Origin of the sequence: Burkholderia vietnamiensis LMG 10929, assembly GCF_000959445.1 — a bacterium.
Taxonomy (GTDB): Bacteria; Pseudomonadota; Gammaproteobacteria; order Burkholderiales; family Burkholderiaceae; genus Burkholderia; species Burkholderia vietnamiensis.
This window is the reverse complement of record NZ_CP009632.1, coordinates 560,773-580,559: the sequence shown is the minus strand read 5'-3', so window position 1 is coordinate 580,559 and position 19,787 is coordinate 560,773. Positions and strand designations below refer to the sequence as shown.

Genomic DNA, 19,787 nt, shown 5'->3' with positions numbered 1-19,787 from the left:
GATAACGTGAACACTCTATGTCCACCGGATCCCGGCATTTCTGCAACCACCATGTATCGTTACAACGAATTCGACAAGGCCTTCGTGGCAAATCGCGCCGCTCAGTTTCGCGATCAGATCGAGCGCTGGCAAAGTGGCAAACTCAGTGACGCAGAGTTTCTGCCACTGCGTCTCCAAAACGGTTGGTACGTGCAGCGTCACGCTCCGATGTTGCGTGTCGCCGTTCCATACGGCGAACTCTCAAGTGCGCAGATTCGCGTTTTGGCACGCATTGCTCGCGAGTACGACGAGCCTGATACCGAGGTCTACCGTCGAGCACTTGATGCCCAGCGTAAACTTGGCACCGAACGCCTGCCGACGCATCAGGCGCACTTCACGACCCGAACGAATGTCCAGTACAACTGGATTCCGCTCTCCAAAGCCGCCGACGTGATGGATCTTCTCGCAACCGTCAACATGCACGGCATACAGACGAGCGGCAACTGCATCCGAAACATATCCTGCGACGAGCGAGCAGGTGTTGCGCCGGACGAAATTGCAGATCCGCGGCCTTTTGCAGAACTGATGCGCCAATGGACGACGCTGCATCCTGAGTTCGCATTCCTGCCGCGCAAGTTCAAGATCGCCATTTCCGGCTCCACCGAGGACCGTGCGGCAACGGGCTGGCACGACGTCGGACTGCGACTCGTCCAAGACGAGGACGGCGAACTTGGATTTCGCGTATTGGTGGGTGGTGGCATGGGCAGAACGCCGGTGATCGGCATCGTGCTGCGCGAATTCCTGCCGTGGCGGCACATCATGAACTACATCGAGGCCGTTGTCCGCGTGTACAACCAGTTCGGCCGAAGAGACAACAAATACAAGGCTCGGATCAAGATCCTCGCAAAGGCTGAAGGCCAGCGTTTCATCGACGAGGTCGAAGAAGAATTCAGGCAAATCGTGGACTTTGACGGGGGGCCACATACGATCCCGCAGGCAGAGTTAGCGCGCATGAGGTCGTACTTCGCGGTGCCACCCGAAGTGGCCGCGAGTCGCCCAGCCGATCCGGAAGCGGACGTTGTGCGTACCGCAACTGCACGGCAGTCTCCCCAATTCGCGCGCTGGCTCGAGCGTAACGTCGCATCACACAGGGATCCGTCGCTGCGTATCGTCACCCTCTCCTTCAAGCGACCATTACAGTCACCAGGAGATGCGTCTGCAGAGCAACTCGAACGAATCGCCGAGCTCGCGGATCGCTTCTCGGCAGGCGAAGCACGCGTCACCCATAGCCAGAATATCGTGCTGCCCTGGGTTCATGTCGACGATTTGCTGCCGCTCTGGCACGCGGCGGTTGCCGTGCAACTCGCAAGCGCAAATGTACATTTGCTCACTGACATGATCTCGTGCCCTGGCGGCGACTTCTGCGCGCTCGCCAATGCTCGGTCGCTACCGGTTGCGCAAAGCATCATGGAGCGCTTCCAGGATCTCGACGAACTGAATGACATCGGCGAGATCGATCTCCACATCAGCGGCTGTATCAATTCGTGTGGACATCATCACAGCGGGCATATCGGCATCCTCGGCGTCGACAAGGACGGCGCCGAGTGGTACCAAATCACACTGGGTGGAGCAGACGGCTCCGCGCGCAGCGGCGTTGCACGGCCCGGCAAGGTCATCGGCCCGTCGTTCGCGGCACATGAAGTAACGGATGCCGTCGAGGCGGTGCTCGATTGTTATCTGGCGCTACGTGCACGGTCGGGCGAACGCTGCGAGACCTTTATCGAAACGTTGCGCCGGGTCGGACTCGAACCGTTCAAGTCGGCTGCCGACGCGGCTCGCACAACCGCGGAGACTCTCGCATGAACGCCGTCGCACGCATTCGTCTTCTCGACGCGGGCGAACATGCCGCCGACGCCGCCCCGTCCGTACTCACGTTGCCGAACGATGCCGACCCGCGCGTGTACGCGCTCGAGATCGCAATCGCGACGCGCGTCGATTTGCATTTCCCGTCGTTTACTGACGGGCGAGCGTATAGCCAGGCTTATTACCTGCGCCGACGGCTCGGTTTCAAGGGCGACTTGCGGGCCACTGGCGAGGTTCTCGTCGACCAATTGCAGCAGATGGAGCGCATGGGTTTTTCGAGTGCGGTATTGAAGGAGGGCTCCGACAGCGAAGCGGCCCGGCGGCAGTTGGAACGATTTGCGGCGTTCTATCAGGGCGATGTCACCCGTGCTGCACCCTATCGTGAGAAGGACGTAGGTCGCTGAACGACTACTGCTTCATGTGGGTTCACGACGCGAGATCGCTCGGCAATTTGATCTTCCGCCCACCAGACGTCATTCAGTTCGACATCGGCGTGGCCCCGGGGGGAACATACATTTCACGAATCGTTGGTTTGGGCGGCGCGGCGAAGCCCTTAGCATGGGCGCGTCGTCCGCCCCCCAGCATCGGAATGTCCGCGCAATCAGACGCGGGCGTCGATTGGCCGTTGTCGAGCCAGGGAGCCGAGGAGCCAGCTTGTTCATGTCAGCCAGAATTGCGGCAACTGGAAAGCATCGACCGCCGGTTGCGCGAACGCGAGCTTCCACATCATCCTGCATGGGTCGGCGTGGCTTCACTATGCCGACAGGCGCGGCAGCATCCCGGTTGCCGCAGGTAACGCCGTTTTTCTGCTGCCGGATATGCCGCACGGATTGTCGCCGAGCCTGGTCAACCAGCGGGCCTGCGCCGTCGCTGGCAGCCGCCCGCTCGAGCGACGCGTGTCGTTGCAACGGCTCGCCCCGTCTGTCAACGGTAGCGTCGCCCTCGCCTGCGGCTTCATCGAGTTGCACTCCACCGTGTCGCACGCGATCGTGTCGCTCCTCGAGCTCGGGGCTAGTGGCGGCTGCGGCGATCTGCGCAATGCCGGGTCCCGCTTCGACCACGCTGGCGCGAAGCCGCATTCATCCCGATCGTACCTCAAACGTGGTCCAGTTGAGGCGCACCTCGCCGTGCATACGGGCGGTACCGACGCTTTGCGCGCGTTCTCAGCCAGCGCAATCGTCGCGTTGCTCGGCCCGGGCGGCACCCGCATGCCACCCCTTCGCCCTCGCGAGTGCCACGCGCATTTTCCACAGTTCTGTTGCTGCGATCCGCTGTCGGTCCGCCCCGGCAATGCCTGACCGACTCCCCTTCCTTTCAAAACCATCGAAAAGGCCGTCGGTTCGCACCTCGTGGCGGTCTACGACCGCGACCCATCGCCTTCGAACGCGGCGCAGACAGCACGCTGTTCGCGACGGACACGACCGTCTACCCGACCTCGGCAGCGGCGTTGCGCTAAACACGCGCGGACACCGGCGTTCGCGCCTCTCCGGTCGGCGCGATTGAGCGTGTCGCCGCGCGCGTTGCAGAAGGCCGGCCTCGCGGCGTACGTCGGCACGACCGAGGGCCTGCTGTCCCTCTGATCGACGCAATCCGGTGCGGTTGCCGATGAAAAGCCGGTGCGATATTGCGTCGCGCATGAGTCGAAATGCCACGCCTCTTCTGGTGCTGCTACCCGTTTTCGCGATCGATGTGCTGCTGTGTAGCACTGCGCTTTGTTACGAAAATGGGCCACCGATTCAACCCGACACTACCGGTGGTCTATATGGATGCATTGCACCTCGCGCGAATCCAGTTCGCGTTCACAGTTTCGTTTCACATCATCTTTCCCGCGCTCAGCATCGGCCTCTCGACCTTCATCGCCGTGCTCGAAGGCCTGTGGCTCAAGACGGGCCGTCAGGTCTATCGCGAACTATGCCGGTTCTGGTCGAAGATCTTCGCCGTCGCGTTCGGCATGGGTGTCGTCTCCGGCATCGTCATGAGTTACGAGTTCGGCACGAACTGGAGCGGCTTCTCGAGCTTCGCCGGCAGCGTCACCGGTCCGCTGCTCGCCTACGAGGTGATGACGGCGTTCTTCCTCGAGGCGGGCTTCCTCGGCATCATGCTGTTCGGCTGGAACCGCGTCGGCCGCGTGCCTCATTTCATCGCGACCGCGCTGGTCGCGATCGGCACGAATATTTCGATGTTCTGGATTCTCGCGTCGAACAGCTGGATGCAGACGCCACGGGGGATCGCGATCGTCGACGGCCGGGTCGTACCGGTCGACTGGTTCTCGATCGTCTTCAACCCGTCGTTCCCGTACCGCTTCGTGCACATGGCGCTCGCCGCGTTTATCGTGGCCGCGCTCGTCGTCGCCGCGACCGGCGCCTGGCATCTGCTGCGCGGCCGTCGCGATCCGGCGGTGCGCAAGATGTTCTCGATGGCCATCGGACTGCTGGTCGTCATCGCGCCGCTGCAGATCCTCGCCGGTGATGCGCACGGCTTGAACACACGCGAATACCAGCCCGCGAAGCTCGCCGCGATCGAGGGCGTCTGGGAAACAGAACACAACGGGACGGCGCTGAATCTGTTCGGCATTCCGGACATGGATGCCGAAACGACACGGTACCGCGTGTCGGTACCTCATATGGGCAGTCTGATCCTGACTCACACATGGGACGGCGAGATCAAGGGGCTCAAGGCGTTTCCGAAGGCCGACCGGCCGAACTCGACGATCGTCTTCTGGACGTTCCGGATCATGGCGGGCCTCGGCGTCCTGATGGCGTTGCTCGCGATCGTCGGCTTCGTGCTGCGGCGCCGCGGTCGGTTGTATGACAGTGCGTCGTATCACCGCTTCGCACTGGCGATGGGGCCGACTGGCTTCATCAGCCTGCTCGCGGGCTGGATCACGACCGAAGTCGGGCGCCAGCCGTGGGTCATCTACGGCGTCATGCACACCACCGATGCACTCTCGCCCGTCCCCGCTCAACAGGTGGGCATCACGCTGCTCGCGTTCGTCGTGGTGTATGCCCTCGTCTTCGGCACTGGCATCTACTACTTGCTGCGCCTCGCAAAGCACGGCCCCGCCGTGCTGTCCGAGGATCGCCCCAGCGGCACGCCGGTTCCCGTTCGCATCGGCAACGCGCCGGAGCCGGCCGACCGTGTCGTCGCCAACACGCTCGCCCGCCGTCGCATCTCCTGATACAACCGGACTTTCAACATGAACATCACTCTCGTTTGGGCCGCCATCGTCGCGTTTGGTCTGGGCATGTACGTCGTGCTTGACGGATTCGATCTCGGCATCGGCATCCTTTTCCCGTTTTTCGATCACGACGATGCGCGCAGCTGCATGATGAGTTCCGTCGCCCCTGTCTGGGACGGCAACGAAACCTGGATGGTGCTGGGCGCCGCGTCGCTCTACGCGGTGTTCCCGACGGTCTATTCCGTCGTGCTGTCAGCGCTGTACCTGCCGCTGCTGTTGATGACGATCTGCCTGATATTTCGCGGCGTCGCGTTCGAGTTGCGTGGCAAGGCGCGACGCACGCGAGCGTGGTGGGATCTCGCGTTCATCGGCGGCTCGGCAGGCGCGACATTCTTCCAGGGCGTCGCCATCGGCGGATGGCTGTCGGGCATTCCCGTCGTCGGTGACCACTTCGCGGGCGGCGCGTTCGACTGGTTGACACCCTTCAGCTTGTTTACCGGCCTCGCGCTTGTCGTCACCTATGCCCTGCTGGGCTGCACGTGGCTGATCGCGAAAACGGACGGCGACCTGCAACGTCGCCTCTACCGGCTCGCTATGCCGCTCACCGCGCTGCAACTGGTGACGATCATCGCAGTTACGCTGTGGACGCCGAGGCTCACGCCGATGTTCGACTCCCGCTGGTTCGATTCGCCGATGCTGCACTGGGCACTGCTCGCACCGGCCACCGTGCTTGCGTGTGCGGCCGGCATGCTCAGGGCCACGCGCAGCCGCCATCCGACGCTGCCGTTCGTGCTTACGCTGGGCTTCGTCCTAGCCGGCTACGCGGGCCTGCTCGCCACCGTCTATCCGTTCGCGATCCTGCCGGGTGTGACGATCTGGCAAGCCGCGTCACCCCATACGAGCCAGGTGTTCACGCTGGTCGGCGCGGTCGTCATCATCCCGGTAATTCTCGCCTACACAGCACTCGGCTACCGCGTGTTCCGCGGCAAGACCGACCATGCCGAACTGCACTATCACTGACGATGCGTCGCGCAGTTCACCGGACCGTCAAACGGCACCCGCCGAATGCGCCGCGGCAGGAAACATCCGCCGAAACAAGCACGCCATGAATCACTACGAGGCGCTCGCCAATTCCATCGCCAGCCGCATCCGGTCAGGCTATATTCCGGTCGGCGCGCGGTTGCCGTCGGTCCGGCGGACCATCGCGCAACGGCGCGTCAGCCAGTCGACCGTGTTCCGCGCGCACCAACTGTTGGAAGAATGGGGCCCCGTCCGCGCCGAGGAGCGCTCGGGCTTCGACACGATGGCGCTGCATCGGCTGGCGATCGGCCACCGCATCAGTATCGCGCCGGAGCCCATCTTTTCGACAAAGCATGCCTTTCAAAATTGCGTGCACGTCAAATTCGGACATCCATGGAACACGAAGATCGATGAGGCAATCCGGACCCTTGCAACCATCCTCGGCGATCCGGCGGTGCGCGTGCACGCGTGACACCTGTTGCGCGCTTGCCACTCGCTCGAGGTCGCCAAAACGATCCGCGCGTCACGCCCCGACACGGCACACTCACCATGGCACCTGCCCACGTGAATCAGCCGATCCGGATAGGACGCCGGGTCTTCGATGGCGCAGCGCCCGGACCGCGTGTGCATTGCAGCGCCGCGTGAGGAGCCTTGGGCTTCACGATGCAGGAGCTGAATAGCTTGATGGCCTCTTGCTGCAACCGATCGAAGGCGTTCTCGACATAGTCGGACTGCTTCGAATTGATTGTGACGTCAGCCACTACCCGGGGGATTAGGCCGCGCTCAAACTGATATGGCTGAATGCGCCTGCTCAAGGACAACCTGTTCAGCTTTAAGCGCGACCAGAGCTGGAGCGATCAGGTCGGGTGGCCCGCGGCCGGCGTAGTCGAATAGCGCGCCCGACGCGATTGGACACTGAAGGGTTCTGACCCGGCGCCAACGCCGTGGCTGAGGAAATCGGAGCGGATGGCCTTTCGACTCGGCGACCGTTTCGCCGAATCCAGCATCAATCCGCTGTGCGTGCTCGACGCCCGCCAGGACGTGCCGGCGGCTGACGACCCCGCGGTGATCGCATGACACGGCAACAGCCGCTCGTTCATGCGATGCGACCGCTGACGCACGAACGAGAAGCCGTCCCGCATCAGCCCACGTGGTCCGCCGGATGTACACACCGCGCTCGCTCGATACATGCACACAGCGCCTCGACGATCGCATCGAGCGGCGTACCCGGCCCAAAACTCGCCGCGACGCCCTTCGCCTTCAGATGGCGCGCATCCGCGGCGGGAAAGATGCCGCCCAACACCACCGGAATCCCAGCGCGAAGCGATGCCAGTTCGTCGAGCAGCCCTTCGACGAGCTCGCGGTGGCCGCCCGACAACGACGAAACGCCCACGATATCGGCGCCATACGCCTGCACGGCTGCCGCCACGCAGATCGGTTGCTGAAATAGCGGCAGACGTAGGACGTCGAATCCGGCATCCTCGAGCGCGGCTGCGACCACCGCCGCACCGCGGTCGTGTCCGTCCTGGCCGAGCTTGGCGATCACGATGCGCGGCCTGCGTCCCGCACGTTGTGCCAGCCGGCCGACGCAGCCCTTGGCCGCGCGCCATGCGGCGTCGCCGCGCCGATGGTCGCCGTAAGCACCCGCGCCATTCGCTTCCACCGCCGCGGTATGTCGCGGCCATACCGATTCCAGTGCGCGCGTACACTCCCCGACGGTCGCACGTGCCCGCATGCAGTCGATCGCCAATGCGAGCAGGTTTCCGCCGCCGTCGCGCGCCGCGTTGGCCAGCCGCCACAACGCCGCCTCCACCCGCGCCGGATCGCGCGCGGCCTTGACGGCTGCGATTCGCCGCGCCTGCCCCGCACGAACATGACGACCGTCCATCTCGCGCACCGTGAATTCATCCGTCGGATCGCTCGCGACGAAACGGTTCACGCCGACCACGGTCCGGCGCCCGGAATCGACCTGCGCCTGCGTCTTGGCCGCGGCATGCAGCAAGCGCCGCTTGACCCAACCGGACTCGATCGCGGCGATCACGCCGCCCTGCGCGTCGATGGCGGCCAGCTCGGCGCGCACGCGGGTCGCGATGTCGTCCGTCAGCGATTCCATCATGTACGAACCGGCCCACGGATCGACCGTGTCGCACAGTCCCGTTTCATGCTGCAGAATCAGCTGCGTGTTGCGCGCGAGGCGCGCTGCCGCCGCGGACGGCAGCGCAAGCGCTTCGTCGTACGCATTCGTGTGCAGCGACTGCGTGCCGCCAAACGCCGCGGCCATTGCCTGCGCCGTCACGCGAACGATGTTGTTTTCCGCCTCCTGTGCGGTCAACGACCATCCAGATGTCTGGCAATGCATGCGCAGCGCACACGCCCGGGGCGAGCGCGCGCCGCACGCGTGCGCGATCTCCGCCCACAGCAGACGCGCCGCGCGCAGCTTGGCGATCTCCGTATAGAAATCGCTGCCCACGCCGAAGAAAAAGCTCAACCGAGAGCAGGCCTCATCCGCAGGCATCCCGCGTGCGGCCAGCGTGTCGACGTACGCCCGCGCATTCGACAGCGTCAGCGCGAGTTCGAGCACGGCGTCGGCGCCGGCTTCCTGGAAGTGATATCCCGACACCGACAGCGCATTGAAGCGCGGCGCATGCTCGGCCAGCCACAACGCGACGTCGGCGACGATCCGCATCGACGGCGCCGGCCCGAAAATCCACGTATTGCGGACCATGTACTCCTTCAGAATGTCGTTCTGAATCGTCCCGCCGATCCGCTCGGGCGGCACGCCCTGCTCCTCGGCGACCACGACGAACGCCGCCATGATCGGCAGGACCGCGCCGTTCATCGTCATCGACACTGTCGTGGCGTCGAGTGCAATGCCGTCGAACAGCCGCACCATGTCGTCAGCCGTATCGATCGCGACACCAGCCACGCCGACATCGGCCCACGCCTCGACGCAATCCGAGTCGTAGCCGCGCTGTGTCGCCAGGTCGAATGCCACGGACAGCCCCTGCGCGCCCTGCTCGAGCGCCGTGCGAAACGCGAGATTGGAATCCGCCGCGTCTGCATGCCCCGTGTATTGGCGAATCGTCCATGGGCGATCGGTATACATCGACGCGTACGGCCCGCGCACATAGGGCCACGCGCCGGGCATGCTGCCGAGATGCGCGACGGCTTCGAGATCGCGCTGCGTGTAGAGTTTGCGCAGCGGCACCGTGCGCGCGCGTCGATCGTTCGGCCCGACGCGCTCCACCTCGGTGTCCGGCGCCATGATTGCCGCCTCGTTCATGCCCGGCTCCAGTGCTTTTGCGTGATGACATCGGCAATCTTCGTCCCGTCGCTGTCGCGCAGGATTTCGCTCCAGTGCAGCAGGCCGCCCGTATCGGGTCCGGCACGCACGAAACGCACGGTCAACGCATCGCCGATGTCGAGATTTCCATGAAAGTACAGTTGACGTGCTGCCAGCACCGGTGCGTGCGCGAAGCGATAATGCTGCCATTCCGCGCGGTCGACGAAGGCCTGAAAGCTGGCGAAGTACAGCAGGTCCGCGCCGTTGAAATCCATGTTCGGGCACGGCAGGAACGACACGCTGGCGCCGTCGTCCTCCGCGAGGCCGGCGAGCGCCGGCACGATCGACGCATCCCGCGTCCGCAGCTTCTTCCCCCGTTCCGCCATCGCCAGCGCATCGGCCGGGACCGGCCCGGTGCGGCCGTCGACGCCGGTCATTCGCGCCTTCATCACCGAGCGGTTGCTGCCGGCGTGTTCGCGCGTCACGAACGTCGACATCATCCGCACGACGCCTGCTTCGTGGTCGCCATGCCGGATCCGCTGTTCGCTAAAGTGACGAATCGGGCCGACCCGGTGAAGCGCGACATGCAGCGCGAACGTGTCGTTCTCGCGAATCGCGTGACGGCGGCTCATGTCGACGTGCACCGCAACGAACGACGCATAGGCGCGCCGCCCGTCGTCGTCGAAGAACTCGGGCGCGTCGCGACCGCTATACGCGGCCAGCGCGTCCCAGTGGCGCTGTCCGCACTCCTTGAGCAGCCAGTTTTCCGCGAGCCCCGTGTGCGCGAGCTGCGGCATGCCGGCCCGATAGCGATGGATGGCGGTATGCATCGGCGTCAGGCGACCTCGCTTTCGGCCGAACGCCGCGCGGCTGTCATCTCGGCCTGGATCCGGTCGACGATATGGGCCGCATCTCGCGCCACGCCGGAGAATCGCCCCGACCCCCACGTGTATAGCCAGGGCAGCCCGACGAAGTAGAGCCCCGGAACCGGCGTCACGCCACGCCGGTGCGCGGGATAGCCGCGACCGTTGAAGACCGGCGCATCCAGCCAGTTGAAGTCGGGGGTGAAGCCGATGCACCAAATGACCGATGCGATGCCGCTGGCCGCTAGATCGAGTGTCGTCCGCTCATGGTCTGGACGCCACACGGGTTCGTAGCGCGTCGCGGGCGGCGCCGCGATCCCATTCTTCTCGATATGCGCATCGATGCCGGCATTGATCCGGTTGTACGTATCGTCGGCGCTGTCGAGCTGCGCCGACAGGTCTGCGGAGAAGCGCAACTGCCCGCCTGAAAAGTCCTCCAGCCGGCCGTACAGTTCCATCCCTTCGGCGGCAAAGCGGCGCAGATCGATGTCGCGCCCGCCGTCGCGCCCGGTCACATAGTGGTTGGTGTTGTCGCGCACGCCTTCGCGCAGCGGATGTGCATCGACCGGCATGTCGTAGTACTGCATGTCGGCCAGCCAGTCGACGACGTCCCTGCCCCGATAGAAACGGGCACAGCGCGGCGCATCGCCCACCGCGAGTAACACCTTACGCCCGGCAAGGTGGAGGTCTTCCGCGATCTGCGCACCCGATTGCCCCGATCCGACCACGAGCACCGGCCCGTCCGGCAACGCGGCCGGATTGCGGTATTCCGACGACTGGAGCTGCACGATCGATGCAGGAAGCCGCTCGGCCATGCGCGGCACGATCGGCCGATGGTAGCCGCCCGACGCAACGACGACCCGATCCGCCGTGTACGTGCCGCGCGACGTCGCGATGCGATAGCGTCCGTCCGCGTCGCGCGTCACATGCTCGACCGCGGTATGTTCCAGTACCGGCGCATCGACGCTGCGGGTGAAGCCGTCGAGATACTCGACGATCTCGTCCTTCGTCATGAAGCCGTGCGGGTCGGCCCCGCGATACGGATAGCCCGGGAGCGCACACTGCCAGTTCGGCGTCACCAGACAGAACGCGTCCCAGCGCTGCTTGCGCCACGTGTGCGTCACGGTTTCCTTTTCGAATACGAGATGATCGATACCTGCCTGCTTCAGGTAGTAGCTGATCGACAGCCCGGCCTGCCCGCCGCCGATGACGGCTACGCCGAGATGGGCATCGATATCCGGGAGGCTGGATGAAAAAACGGGTTCGCTTGACATGATGCAGTCCTGAATGTGTGTTGAAGATGGCGGTGGATTTCTGCGTGCCGGACGCCCTAAACGAGCTCGATGACGGTCACGGTCGCATCGCGCTGCGGCGCGAATCGTTCCGCGTGCGCTTCGATCCGTGCCAGCTCGTCCATCGCGGCCGAGCACGCGAACCCGTATTTCTCGCGGACGCGATCGGATGCGATACCCAGTGCGCGCCGTGCGCGTTCGACGAAGTCGTCGAGCGCGTATTGCGTGTCGGGCGTGAAAAACTCCGACACCACGGTCGAAGGCGAATAGCAATTGGTTTCCGACTGGTCGGGCCAACGAACCCGAAAATGCATGACCGGCATGATGCCCCCTTACTCGGCGGACGATGCTTGCGCACGCTGCGCCAGCCTGTCCTGGTAAATGTCCAGATGCCTGCGCGCACTCGCGTCCCATGTGAAGCGGTTCAACAGTGCGGGAACTGCATGCGTGAAATCGGGACCACGCCGCCCCGAGAGCGCGTCGCGCAGCGCATCGGCGATCGAATCCACGTCGGCGGGATCGGCCCACACGCACGCGTGCTCGTCCAGATACTCGGTAAACGGTTCGATTTCGGATACGACGACCGGCTTGCCGCACGCGAGCGCCTCAAGCACGACCAGACCGAATCCCTCGCGGATCGACACCATCGACACCACGTCGGCGCAGTGCATCAGCGCGACCAGCGCCGCATCGTCGAGCGGCCCCGTCGGCACGACGGTTTCGTCGACGCCGATCCCCAGCCCGAGCGCGGCGGCGCGCGCGACGAAGCGGCGCGTGTAGGCATCGTGATCGAGCAGGCTCGCGCCACCCCCGATCACGAGCCGTACATCGGGCGTCGTGCCGCGCAACCGGGAAAATGCCTCGAGCAGCGCGATCGAGTTTTTCCGCTGCTCGATCCCGCCGATCGCCAGGACGACCGGCGCGCCGTGCAGGCCGAAACGCCGCCGCACCGCCTGCATGTCCGCCTCGCTCGCGCGAGCGAACCGGCCGACGTCCACCCCATTGGGCACCACGCTCGCGTCGACCCCGAACGTCTTGCGCATCGTGGCCGCCCACGCGGCGCTCACGCACAGCACCTGGTCCGCCTCGCGCCACGCGCGTTCCTGCCAGCGTTCGAGCTGCGGGTCGTCGAATACGTCGAGGTGGTGCACGGTCCGTACGAATCCATCTATTTCGCCCGACTGCCTCAGCTCGGCCAGCGCATTGCCCGTGATGCTGTCCTGTGCATGCAGCACGTCGAACCCGCTTGCGTCGTGCTCCAGCAGGGCGTACTTGATCGCGGCGATTCGCGCGCGCACCATTTCCGCGACGCCGCGCGGACGGCCATCGACGCGCGCCAGCACGACGCGGCACGGGACATCGCGGAACATCTCGTCGCCCGGCGCGGCCGGCGCGAACACGGTGACATCGCGTCCCGCTTCGTGCAGCGCCCTCGCGAGTTCGAGTGCGTGCACGACACCGCCGCGCGGATTGACCGAGTGGGTCAGCAGCGCGATGCGCAACGTATCGCCGCTCATCGCGTACCTCCTTCGACACCGGTGATGAACGGCTCGATCCGGAAATCCCACAGCACCGCCGTTTCGCCCGCCTCCTCGACGACGACCTCGCGCGTGGCGTCGATATCGCCGATCACCGCGCACGCGAGCCCGCGCGCCGCGAAGCGTTCCGCGATCGCGTCGGTATGCGCCGGCCGCACCGCCATCAGGAATCCGTAGCTTGGAAAGGCCGTCAGCCAGCGATCGAAGTCGACGCCGGGAGGCCGCGGGATCGCGTCGAGCGCGATCCGCGCGCCGACACGCGAGCATTCGACGAGCATCAGCGCCGTACCGAGCACGCCCGCCATCGAGATATCCTTCGCGGCATCGCACAGCCCGTCTTCCGCCAACATCGGCAGAATCTCGAGATCGGCGCGCAGCCGGTCCGGCGGCGCGCAGACCGACGCATTCCAGAACGGATACGGCTCCTCGAATACGCCGCGCAGGTCGACCGCCATCATCAGGCGATCGCCCGGCCGCGCATTGAAGCTCGACAGCAGCGCGCGCGCCCGGCCCAGGATCGACACGGCCAGTTGCCGCTGCGCGCTGCGCGTGTTGCTGTGGCCGCCGACGATCGGCACGCCATACGCCGACGCAGCCGCGGCCATCCCGGCGAGCACCGGCCGCGCGGCGTCGATCCCGTCGCTCCACAATGCGTCGACGACGGCGATCGGCCGCCCACCCATCGCGTAGACGTCGCTGACGTTCGCCATCACGCCGCTGTACCCGGCGAACCACGGCATCGACTCGACGAAATCGCCGACCATGCCCTCGATCGCGAACAGCAGGTAGCCGTCCCCGTCGGGAATCGCCGCGCAGTCGTCGCCGAGCGCCACCGCCTGGGCGAGATCCCGTGCACCGTTCGGCAATGCCGCCGCGAGCGACGCGACCACGCCGGAGATGTCGTGCTTATGCTGGAAGCCGCGGCTGGCACGCAATGCCGCGATGCGATCCGCGACACTCATGGCCGTCCCTCCGCGCGCAGGACGAAACCCTCGAACGGCGTGCCGCACGGCGGATAGTGCGCAAGCTGGGCCTGCATCAGTTGATGGGCGCGGCCAAACAATGTTTCCTCGCCGAGCGCATCCCAGTGAAGCCGACGAAACAGCGGCACGTTCTGCGCTTGCACGTGCGCGACGAAGGTGCCGCAACCTTCGGCATGCGCGCTGCTGACGGCCAGCGCGATCAGCATCGAGCCGATCCTGCCCTGCCGGCGAAACGCCGGATGCACCGCGAGCCGCGACCCCATCCACGTGCCGGGCACGGTTTCATGAATCCGGACCGTGCCGACCACCTGCTCCGGCAGGCCGGCGCAGCAACTGACCGCGACCAGCAATTGCGCGTGACGATCGATATCGTCGCGATCGTCGCCGACGAAGATCCCCTGCTCGATGCAGAATACGGCCCGGCGCAGCTTGTACGCTTCGTCGATTTCCCACGGAAGCTGCGCCCATTTGATCCAGTATTCGGCAGGCCGGTACGTGTCGCGGCTGTCGGCCAGCCCCATCTCCACGCAGTACATGGTCACACCTCGTAGGTCGAAAGCGACGAGCAGGCGCCGCACTTTCCGCAGCCGGCCTTGATGTCGGCGGAACGCATGCCGGCGTCGCGCAACATCGCTCCGAGCGGCGCGAGCACCGCGCGCATAAAGTCCGGCGACGGCGCGGGATGGCTCTCCAGCGGCGTGCCGCTGATCGGCACGAATGGCACGACGAACGGATACACGCCCAAGTCGATCAGCTCGCGCGACATGTCCAGAATCGCCGCCTCGCTGTCCCCCAGCCCGGCGAGGATGTAGGTGCTGACCTGCCCGCGGCCGAACACGGCCACGGCCGCGCGGAATGCCGACATATACCGTGACAACGGCACGCTCGCCTTGCCCGGCATGATCCGTTCGCGCACGGCCGGCGTCACGGCTTCCAGATGCATGCCCAGCGTATCGATCCCGCTTGCCTTCATCCGGTCGAACCAGCCGTCGTCGTCGGGCGGTTCGCACTGTGCCTGGATCGGGAGATCGACAGCCGCCTTGATCGCGAACGCGCTCTCGCACAGCACCCGGGCGCCGCGATCCGGCGTCGGTGGCGTGCCGGTCGTCAAGACCATGTGCTTGACGCCGTCGAGCAGCACCGCCGCGCGCGCCACTTCCGCGAGTTGTTCGGGCGTCTTGCGCGCAATCGTCCGGCCGGCGGCAAGCGACTGGCCGATCGAACAGAACTGGCAGGTCTTGCGCCGGCTCTCGTAGCGCATGCAGGTCTGCAACACCGTGGTCGCCAGCACGTCGGCGCCATGCAGCGTCGCGATGTGCGAATACGGCACGCCCTCCAGCGTCTGCAATGCGTAGAAGCGCGGGTTCGACGGAAAGCTGATGCTCGCGATCGGGATGGCGCCGCGCGACAGCAGGCTGACGCCCGCCGCGTCGGGCTCGGCCGCGACGAACGGCGATTCCCATGCGGTGCTCGTGTGCACCGGCACCATGATGGTCACGCCGTCGACCGTCACGGCCTTGTGATCGGACGGCCCGGCGCCGCCGCGCCGGCTCGCGGCGCCAGCGCGCGGATCCGCGAGACGCAGCCCGACCGACTGCAGTTCAGTCATCAATTGCCGGCTCTGCACCGACGGTTTCGCGTTCGCGCTCATGGCAGTTTCCCTCGAATTCGCGTGCGGCCGACCCGCTGGTCCCCATCGGGGTCACCGTGGTCGCCGGCCGATCGTTGATGGCAAGGCTCAGCAGCTCCGGGCGCGCATAGTGGCCGACCGAATCCATCATTCGCTTGCGCTTGGTGATCAGCGACATGTCCAGGTCGGCGATTACCATCCCTTCGCCCGAGCGCAACGGCTCGGCCAGATGCTGGCCCTCCGGGGACACGATCGCGGTATTGCAGCCGCCGCGCAGGGCCTTCTGCAGATTCGGATCGCCGGTGATCGACTCGATCTGGGCATCCGTCAGCCAGCCGGTCGCATTGACGACGAAGCAGCCCGCTTCCAGCGCGTGGTGACGAATCGTGACTTCGATCTGCTCCGCGAAGATCGGACCGACCAGCGAACCGGGGAACTGGCTGCAATGAATTTCCTCGTGCTGCGTCATCAGCGCATAACGGGCGAGCGGGTTGTAGTGCTCCCAGCACGCGAGCGCACCGACCCGTCCGATCCCTGTCTGCGCAACCTTGAGCCCGGCCGCGTCGCCCTGCCCCCAGATCATCCGCTCGTGAAACGTCGGCGTGATCTTGCGGCGCTTCACCGCGAGGCGTCCGTCGACGTCGAAGATCAGCTGCGTGTTGTACAGGCTGCCGTGGTCGCGCTCGTTCACGCCGAGCACGACCACCATCCCGTGCAGCCGTGCGCGCTCGGCGACCGCATGCGTCACGGGGCCGGGCACCGCCACGGCCTGCTCGTAGAGACGCATGTGATCGGCCCCGGACGCGACCGGCGTCCGCACGAACGAGAAGTACGGGTAGTACGGCACGAACGTTTCCGGAAAAACGATCAGCTGGACGCCTTTTCCAGCCGCCTCGTCGATCGCCGCGCAAACCTTGTCGAGCGTGCCGCCGGCGCGTTCCAGATCGGGCGCGATCTGGACGGCGGCGGCCCGGACGATGCGTTTGTCGGACATGATGGCACCCGTCATTGGATCAAACGGTCCAAGTGTGGATGACCAGCGCATTCTCCTTGCGGTGAAGCAGCTGAATATCCAGCACGTCAAGCGGATTGATCGGTCGAATGCCCTCGATCAGCGACGCTTCGCCGTGCCCATAAAGCGCCTGCAGCGCAAAGCGGCACGCATAGACTTTCCCGCCCTCTTCCATGAACTTGACGAGTTGCTTGTTGAAATTCAGGTGACCGGGAAACGCCTCGTCGCCCAGCGTCGGAAACCCGCGTTGCAGGCCGAGCGTCACGCCGGGGCCGTAGAGCAGCACCGACGTCTCGAACCCCTTGCGTTGCAGGCGCGTCGCCTGCAGGAGGTTTACGAAGCCGATCGATCCCTCGAACGCAACCGTATGGAACGTCACGAGCGCCTTTTCGCCCGGCTCCGCCTTGACGTCTTCGAATACCTTTTCCTCGTAGTCGACGAGGAAATCTCCCTTCTTGTGCAGAGGCTGATTGACTGCGGGCATGGCACGCTCCGTTTGAAAATGAGTTGAATGACGTTCCCGGACGTTTTCCAATCCGGGTGAACTCATTAACGCAACGCATATGCCAAGCGGGCCTCGCCCCGATGCGATCATTCTCCAATCATTCAATCGAAAAATGCTGCTGCAGTCAGGTCGATCCTTGTGCGCACCAATGCTGATCCAGCCGGAAGCCACCTGTCGGGGGTGGACAGCGCACCGGACTGATGCAACGAGATCAAATAGATGCGCATCCGGCGTGCATCGATGCATCAATCCGATACATGATGCGATCAATGCAATCATTCGACACAGAGACTGCGATATATATATTTTTCTATTAATGCGTCATGCTAACGTTTTGATGAATCATCAAACGGAAACGGATATGGATTACGCGATCCATCATTGGTCGAAGCGACTATTGGAAAGCAGGAAGCCGGCCTATCTGCTGATCCCCGATCTCATCGAGGAAGATCTCGCGACGGGCCGGCTGAAGCCGCGCGACCGCCTGCCCGGGCTGCGCGATCTCGCCGGTGCGCTGAACCTGAACTACACGACGGTCGCCCGCGCGTATGCGGAAGCTCGCCGACGCGGCTTGCTCGATACGCGGGCAGGCAGCGGAACGTTCGTGCGCGGCCCGACACGGACGTTCCAGCTATCAGGCGGGAGCAGCGTCGAGATGACGATGAACATGCCCCCTGAACCGACCGAGATGGTCGACCGGCTTCAGCGATCGGCAGCCGCATTGTTCGCTGTGGCGGATCCTTACCAACTGATGCGATATCAGGATTTCGGTGGCACACCGGCGGATCGGGCCGCCGGCCGCGCGTGGCTGGCCAATCGCCTGCCCGGTTGCAGTAGCGATAACGTGCTCGTTTGCCCCGGAATCCACAGCGCCCTCGTCGCGCTCGTCTCCCGGCTTGCGCGCCGCGGCGACGCGATCTGCCTCGATTCGCTCGCGTACCCCGGCATCAAGGCAATCGCATCGCAATTGGGCGTGCAGTTGCAGCCGCTGCCACGAGACGACGACGGACCGCTCCCGCACGCCTTCGAGTCGCTCTGCAGAAGCGGACAACCCGCGGCGCTGTACTGCAACCCCACACTGCAGAATCCGAGCACGCTGACGATACCGTTCAGGCGCCGCGAAGCGTTGGCCGATATCGCGATGCGCTACAGCGTGCCCATCATCGAGGACGACGCCTACGCGATGCTGCCGCAGAGCGCGCCGCCACCCCTGGCGTTGCTGGCGCCCGAACTGACCTATTACGTGACCGGCATGTCGAAGAATCTCGGCGCCGGGCTGCGAATCGCTTACCTGTTGGCGCCGACCGTGCGCGAAGCACAGCGTATCGCCGGAGCGTTGCGTGCCACGACCGTGATGCCGAGCCCATTCACAATGCTGCTGGCGACCCAGTGGATCAACGACGGCACGGCCAGCGAGATGCTGGCCGCGATTCGAGCGGAAGCGCGCGCGCGGCAGGCGATTGCCAGCCGGATTCTCGGCGCCTGGCCTTTCGATGCCCCCCCCGACGGTTTCCATCTGTGGTTGCCGATTCCGCGCGAGTGCCTATGGACGGCACCGGATCTGGCACAGCATCTGCGGAGTCAGAGAGTCGCCGCCGTGGCAAGCGCGGCATTTTCGACGGACGGCGACCCGCCGGCTGCGATCCGCATTTGCCTCGGCGGGCCGCAGGATCGGGCGCAGTGTCTGGAAGGCCTGCAACTCGTCGCGGAGGCACTGACCGATGCACATCATCTTTACGGTGCCGCGATGTAGCGACCGATACCGCCTCGAAGACAAATGAGCGTCGGCGCGGGACGAGGGCGGCCGCCCCTACGATTCGTGGGTCGCATCCATACCGGCTCGCTGCCCCGTGGCACCTGACCGGTACCGACATCCTGACCGGACTAAACGCCGCGAACAGATCATCTTGCCCGACAAATTGGCGCCCCGGGATAGCGCGGGGACAACTGAGCGGCGATCGTGCCAAAGAACCGCTCGATGTAAGGATGCGCATCCGGACTGTACTCCGGTTTGGCCGCGATCCGACAGCCAACGAACTCGTATAAAGCACCCAGCGTCTCGGTGGGGAGCTTCGCCTTCGCGTTGTCGACGCTTGATGTGCTCCCACATCACGTACACCACTTCCTGCATGCGTGAGACCGGTACCTAACCATGGGGCCGTAGCGGAGCGCGCAAATCGTGAAGGATCCGTCTCGAGCGCTCATTCGATCGCTTTGATGACTTCGTATCGACTCTATTCGCGAGCTGGAACGAGATGATGCCCGAGCACGGCGCGTGTGCATACGTCAATGATTACCAGCAGCCAAACGGGTTCGATTTGATTTCGAACTCTCGGGCAAAACCGGGCTGATCGAGCATCACGACCTTTGGGCCGGATATCGAGCCGGTGCCCGTCGAATTCAACAACCTGGTAAAAACACCTCGCGGCGTGCGCGGGAAGTCTTCGCTTCGCGGCGGGCCTTTCAGACGCGTCGCGTCAGCGGCACGCGCAGCGATGCTGAATCCACTCAGCAGTTCGCTTAGTGCGCCGCGTGGCTTCCAGTTGACGTATCTGCTCCGACCGCGGGAGCTACGAAACGTGCAGTGCCTCGGCGGCGCACGTGAAATAGCGGTGTTCCGGGACGGCCAGGAAGTAACGGA

At 64.9% G+C, this 19,787-nt stretch carries 16 protein-coding genes and 1 pseudogene; 7 read left to right on the top strand and 10 right to left on the bottom strand.

Annotated elements, in window-relative coordinates; all coding sequences use genetic code 11:
* The first annotated feature begins 51 nt into the window (after positions 1-51).
* From AK36_RS27595 to AK36_RS34485, 6 genes and pseudogenes are all read left to right on the top strand, one after another.
* A complete protein-coding gene (locus AK36_RS27595) occupies positions 52-1,842 on the top strand; it encodes a nitrite/sulfite reductase (RefSeq protein ID WP_011880194.1) in 1,791 nt (596 codons plus the stop codon).
* A complete protein-coding gene (locus tag AK36_RS27590; RefSeq protein ID WP_011880193.1) occupies positions 1,839-2,246 on the top strand; it encodes a DUF934 domain-containing protein in 408 nt (135 codons plus the stop codon). The genes AK36_RS27595 and AK36_RS27590 overlap by 4 nt, the downstream gene beginning before the upstream one ends.
* A 213-nt stretch (positions 2,247-2,459) precedes the next feature.
* A complete protein-coding gene (locus AK36_RS32120; protein ID WP_224383430.1) occupies positions 2,460-3,140 on the top strand; it encodes a cupin domain-containing protein in 681 nt (226 codons plus the stop codon).
* Positions 3,141-3,604: 464 nt separating this feature from the next.
* Positions 3,605-5,020: a cytochrome ubiquinol oxidase subunit I gene (locus AK36_RS27585; RefSeq protein ID WP_011880191.1), complete on the top strand. Its 1,416-nt coding sequence runs from the start codon at positions 3,605-3,607 to the stop codon at positions 5,018-5,020.
* An 18-nt stretch (positions 5,021-5,038) separates the two neighbouring features.
* Positions 5,039-6,040 (top strand): cytochrome d ubiquinol oxidase subunit II, encoded by a 1,002-nt coding sequence (cydB, locus tag AK36_RS27580; RefSeq protein ID WP_045579684.1) that lies wholly within the window; start codon positions 5,039-5,041, stop codon positions 6,038-6,040.
* An 85-nt stretch (positions 6,041-6,125) separates the two neighbouring features.
* A pseudogene (locus AK36_RS34485) lies at positions 6,126-6,317 on the top strand (GntR family transcriptional regulator); the annotation flags it as partial.
* A gap of 864 nt (positions 6,318-7,181) precedes the next feature.
* Here AK36_RS34485 and scpA read toward each other — a convergent pair.
* The 10 genes from scpA to AK36_RS27525 are packed head-to-tail and all read right to left on the bottom strand — an operon-like array spanning position 7,182 to position 17,125.
* Positions 7,182-9,323, bottom strand: coding sequence for a methylmalonyl-CoA mutase (gene scpA, locus AK36_RS27570; RefSeq protein WP_011880186.1), 2,142 nt, complete (start codon positions 9,321-9,323; stop codon positions 7,182-7,184).
* Positions 9,320-10,153: a Pnap_2097 family protein gene (locus tag AK36_RS27565; RefSeq protein ID WP_045579682.1), complete on the bottom strand. Its 834-nt coding sequence runs from the start codon at positions 10,151-10,153 to the stop codon at positions 9,320-9,322. The genes scpA and AK36_RS27565 overlap by 4 nt, the downstream gene beginning before the upstream one ends.
* Positions 10,154-10,158: 5 nt before the next feature.
* On the bottom strand, positions 10,159-11,460 hold the full coding sequence (locus tag AK36_RS27560) for an MSMEG_0569 family flavin-dependent oxidoreductase (RefSeq protein WP_045579681.1): 1,302 nt from the start codon (positions 11,458-11,460) through the stop codon (positions 10,159-10,161).
* 56 nt (positions 11,461-11,516) lie between these two features.
* Complete coding sequence (locus AK36_RS27555) at positions 11,517-11,801, bottom strand: MSMEG_0570 family nitrogen starvation response protein (protein WP_011880183.1); 285 nt, start codon at positions 11,799-11,801, stop codon at positions 11,517-11,519.
* Between the two features lie 9 nt (positions 11,802-11,810).
* Positions 11,811-12,995 (bottom strand): MSMEG_0565 family glycosyltransferase, encoded by a 1,185-nt coding sequence (locus tag AK36_RS27550; RefSeq protein WP_011880182.1) that lies wholly within the window; start codon positions 12,993-12,995, stop codon positions 11,811-11,813.
* A complete protein-coding gene (locus AK36_RS27545; RefSeq protein WP_011880181.1) occupies positions 12,992-13,978 on the bottom strand; it encodes a sll0787 family AIR synthase-like protein in 987 nt (328 codons plus the stop codon). Before AK36_RS27545 ends, AK36_RS27550 begins: the two co-directional genes overlap by 4 nt.
* Entirely contained in the window at positions 13,975-14,535 is a 561-nt protein-coding gene (locus AK36_RS27540) for an MSMEG_0567/Sll0786 family nitrogen starvation N-acetyltransferase (protein WP_011880180.1), read from the bottom strand. Before AK36_RS27540 ends, AK36_RS27545 begins: the two co-directional genes overlap by 4 nt.
* A 2-nt stretch (positions 14,536-14,537) precedes the next feature.
* Positions 14,538-15,608 (bottom strand): MSMEG_0568 family radical SAM protein, encoded by a 1,071-nt coding sequence (locus tag AK36_RS27535; RefSeq protein WP_011880179.1) that lies wholly within the window; start codon positions 15,606-15,608, stop codon positions 14,538-14,540.
* On the bottom strand, positions 15,601-16,623 hold the full coding sequence (locus AK36_RS27530) for a Nit6803 family nitrilase (protein WP_011880178.1): 1,023 nt from the start codon (positions 16,621-16,623) through the stop codon (positions 15,601-15,603). Before AK36_RS27530 ends, AK36_RS27535 begins: the two co-directional genes overlap by 8 nt.
* A gap of 19 nt (positions 16,624-16,642) precedes the next feature.
* Entirely contained in the window at positions 16,643-17,125 is a 483-nt protein-coding gene (locus tag AK36_RS27525) for an MSMEG_0572/Sll0783 family nitrogen starvation response protein (RefSeq protein WP_006405208.1), read from the bottom strand.
* 382 nt (positions 17,126-17,507) lie between these two features.
* On the opposite strand from AK36_RS27525, the gene AK36_RS27520 reads away from it, so the two are divergent.
* Complete coding sequence (locus AK36_RS27520; RefSeq protein ID WP_045579680.1) at positions 17,508-18,899, top strand: aminotransferase-like domain-containing protein; 1,392 nt, start codon at positions 17,508-17,510, stop codon at positions 18,897-18,899.
* Positions 18,900-19,787 lie beyond the last annotated feature (888 nt).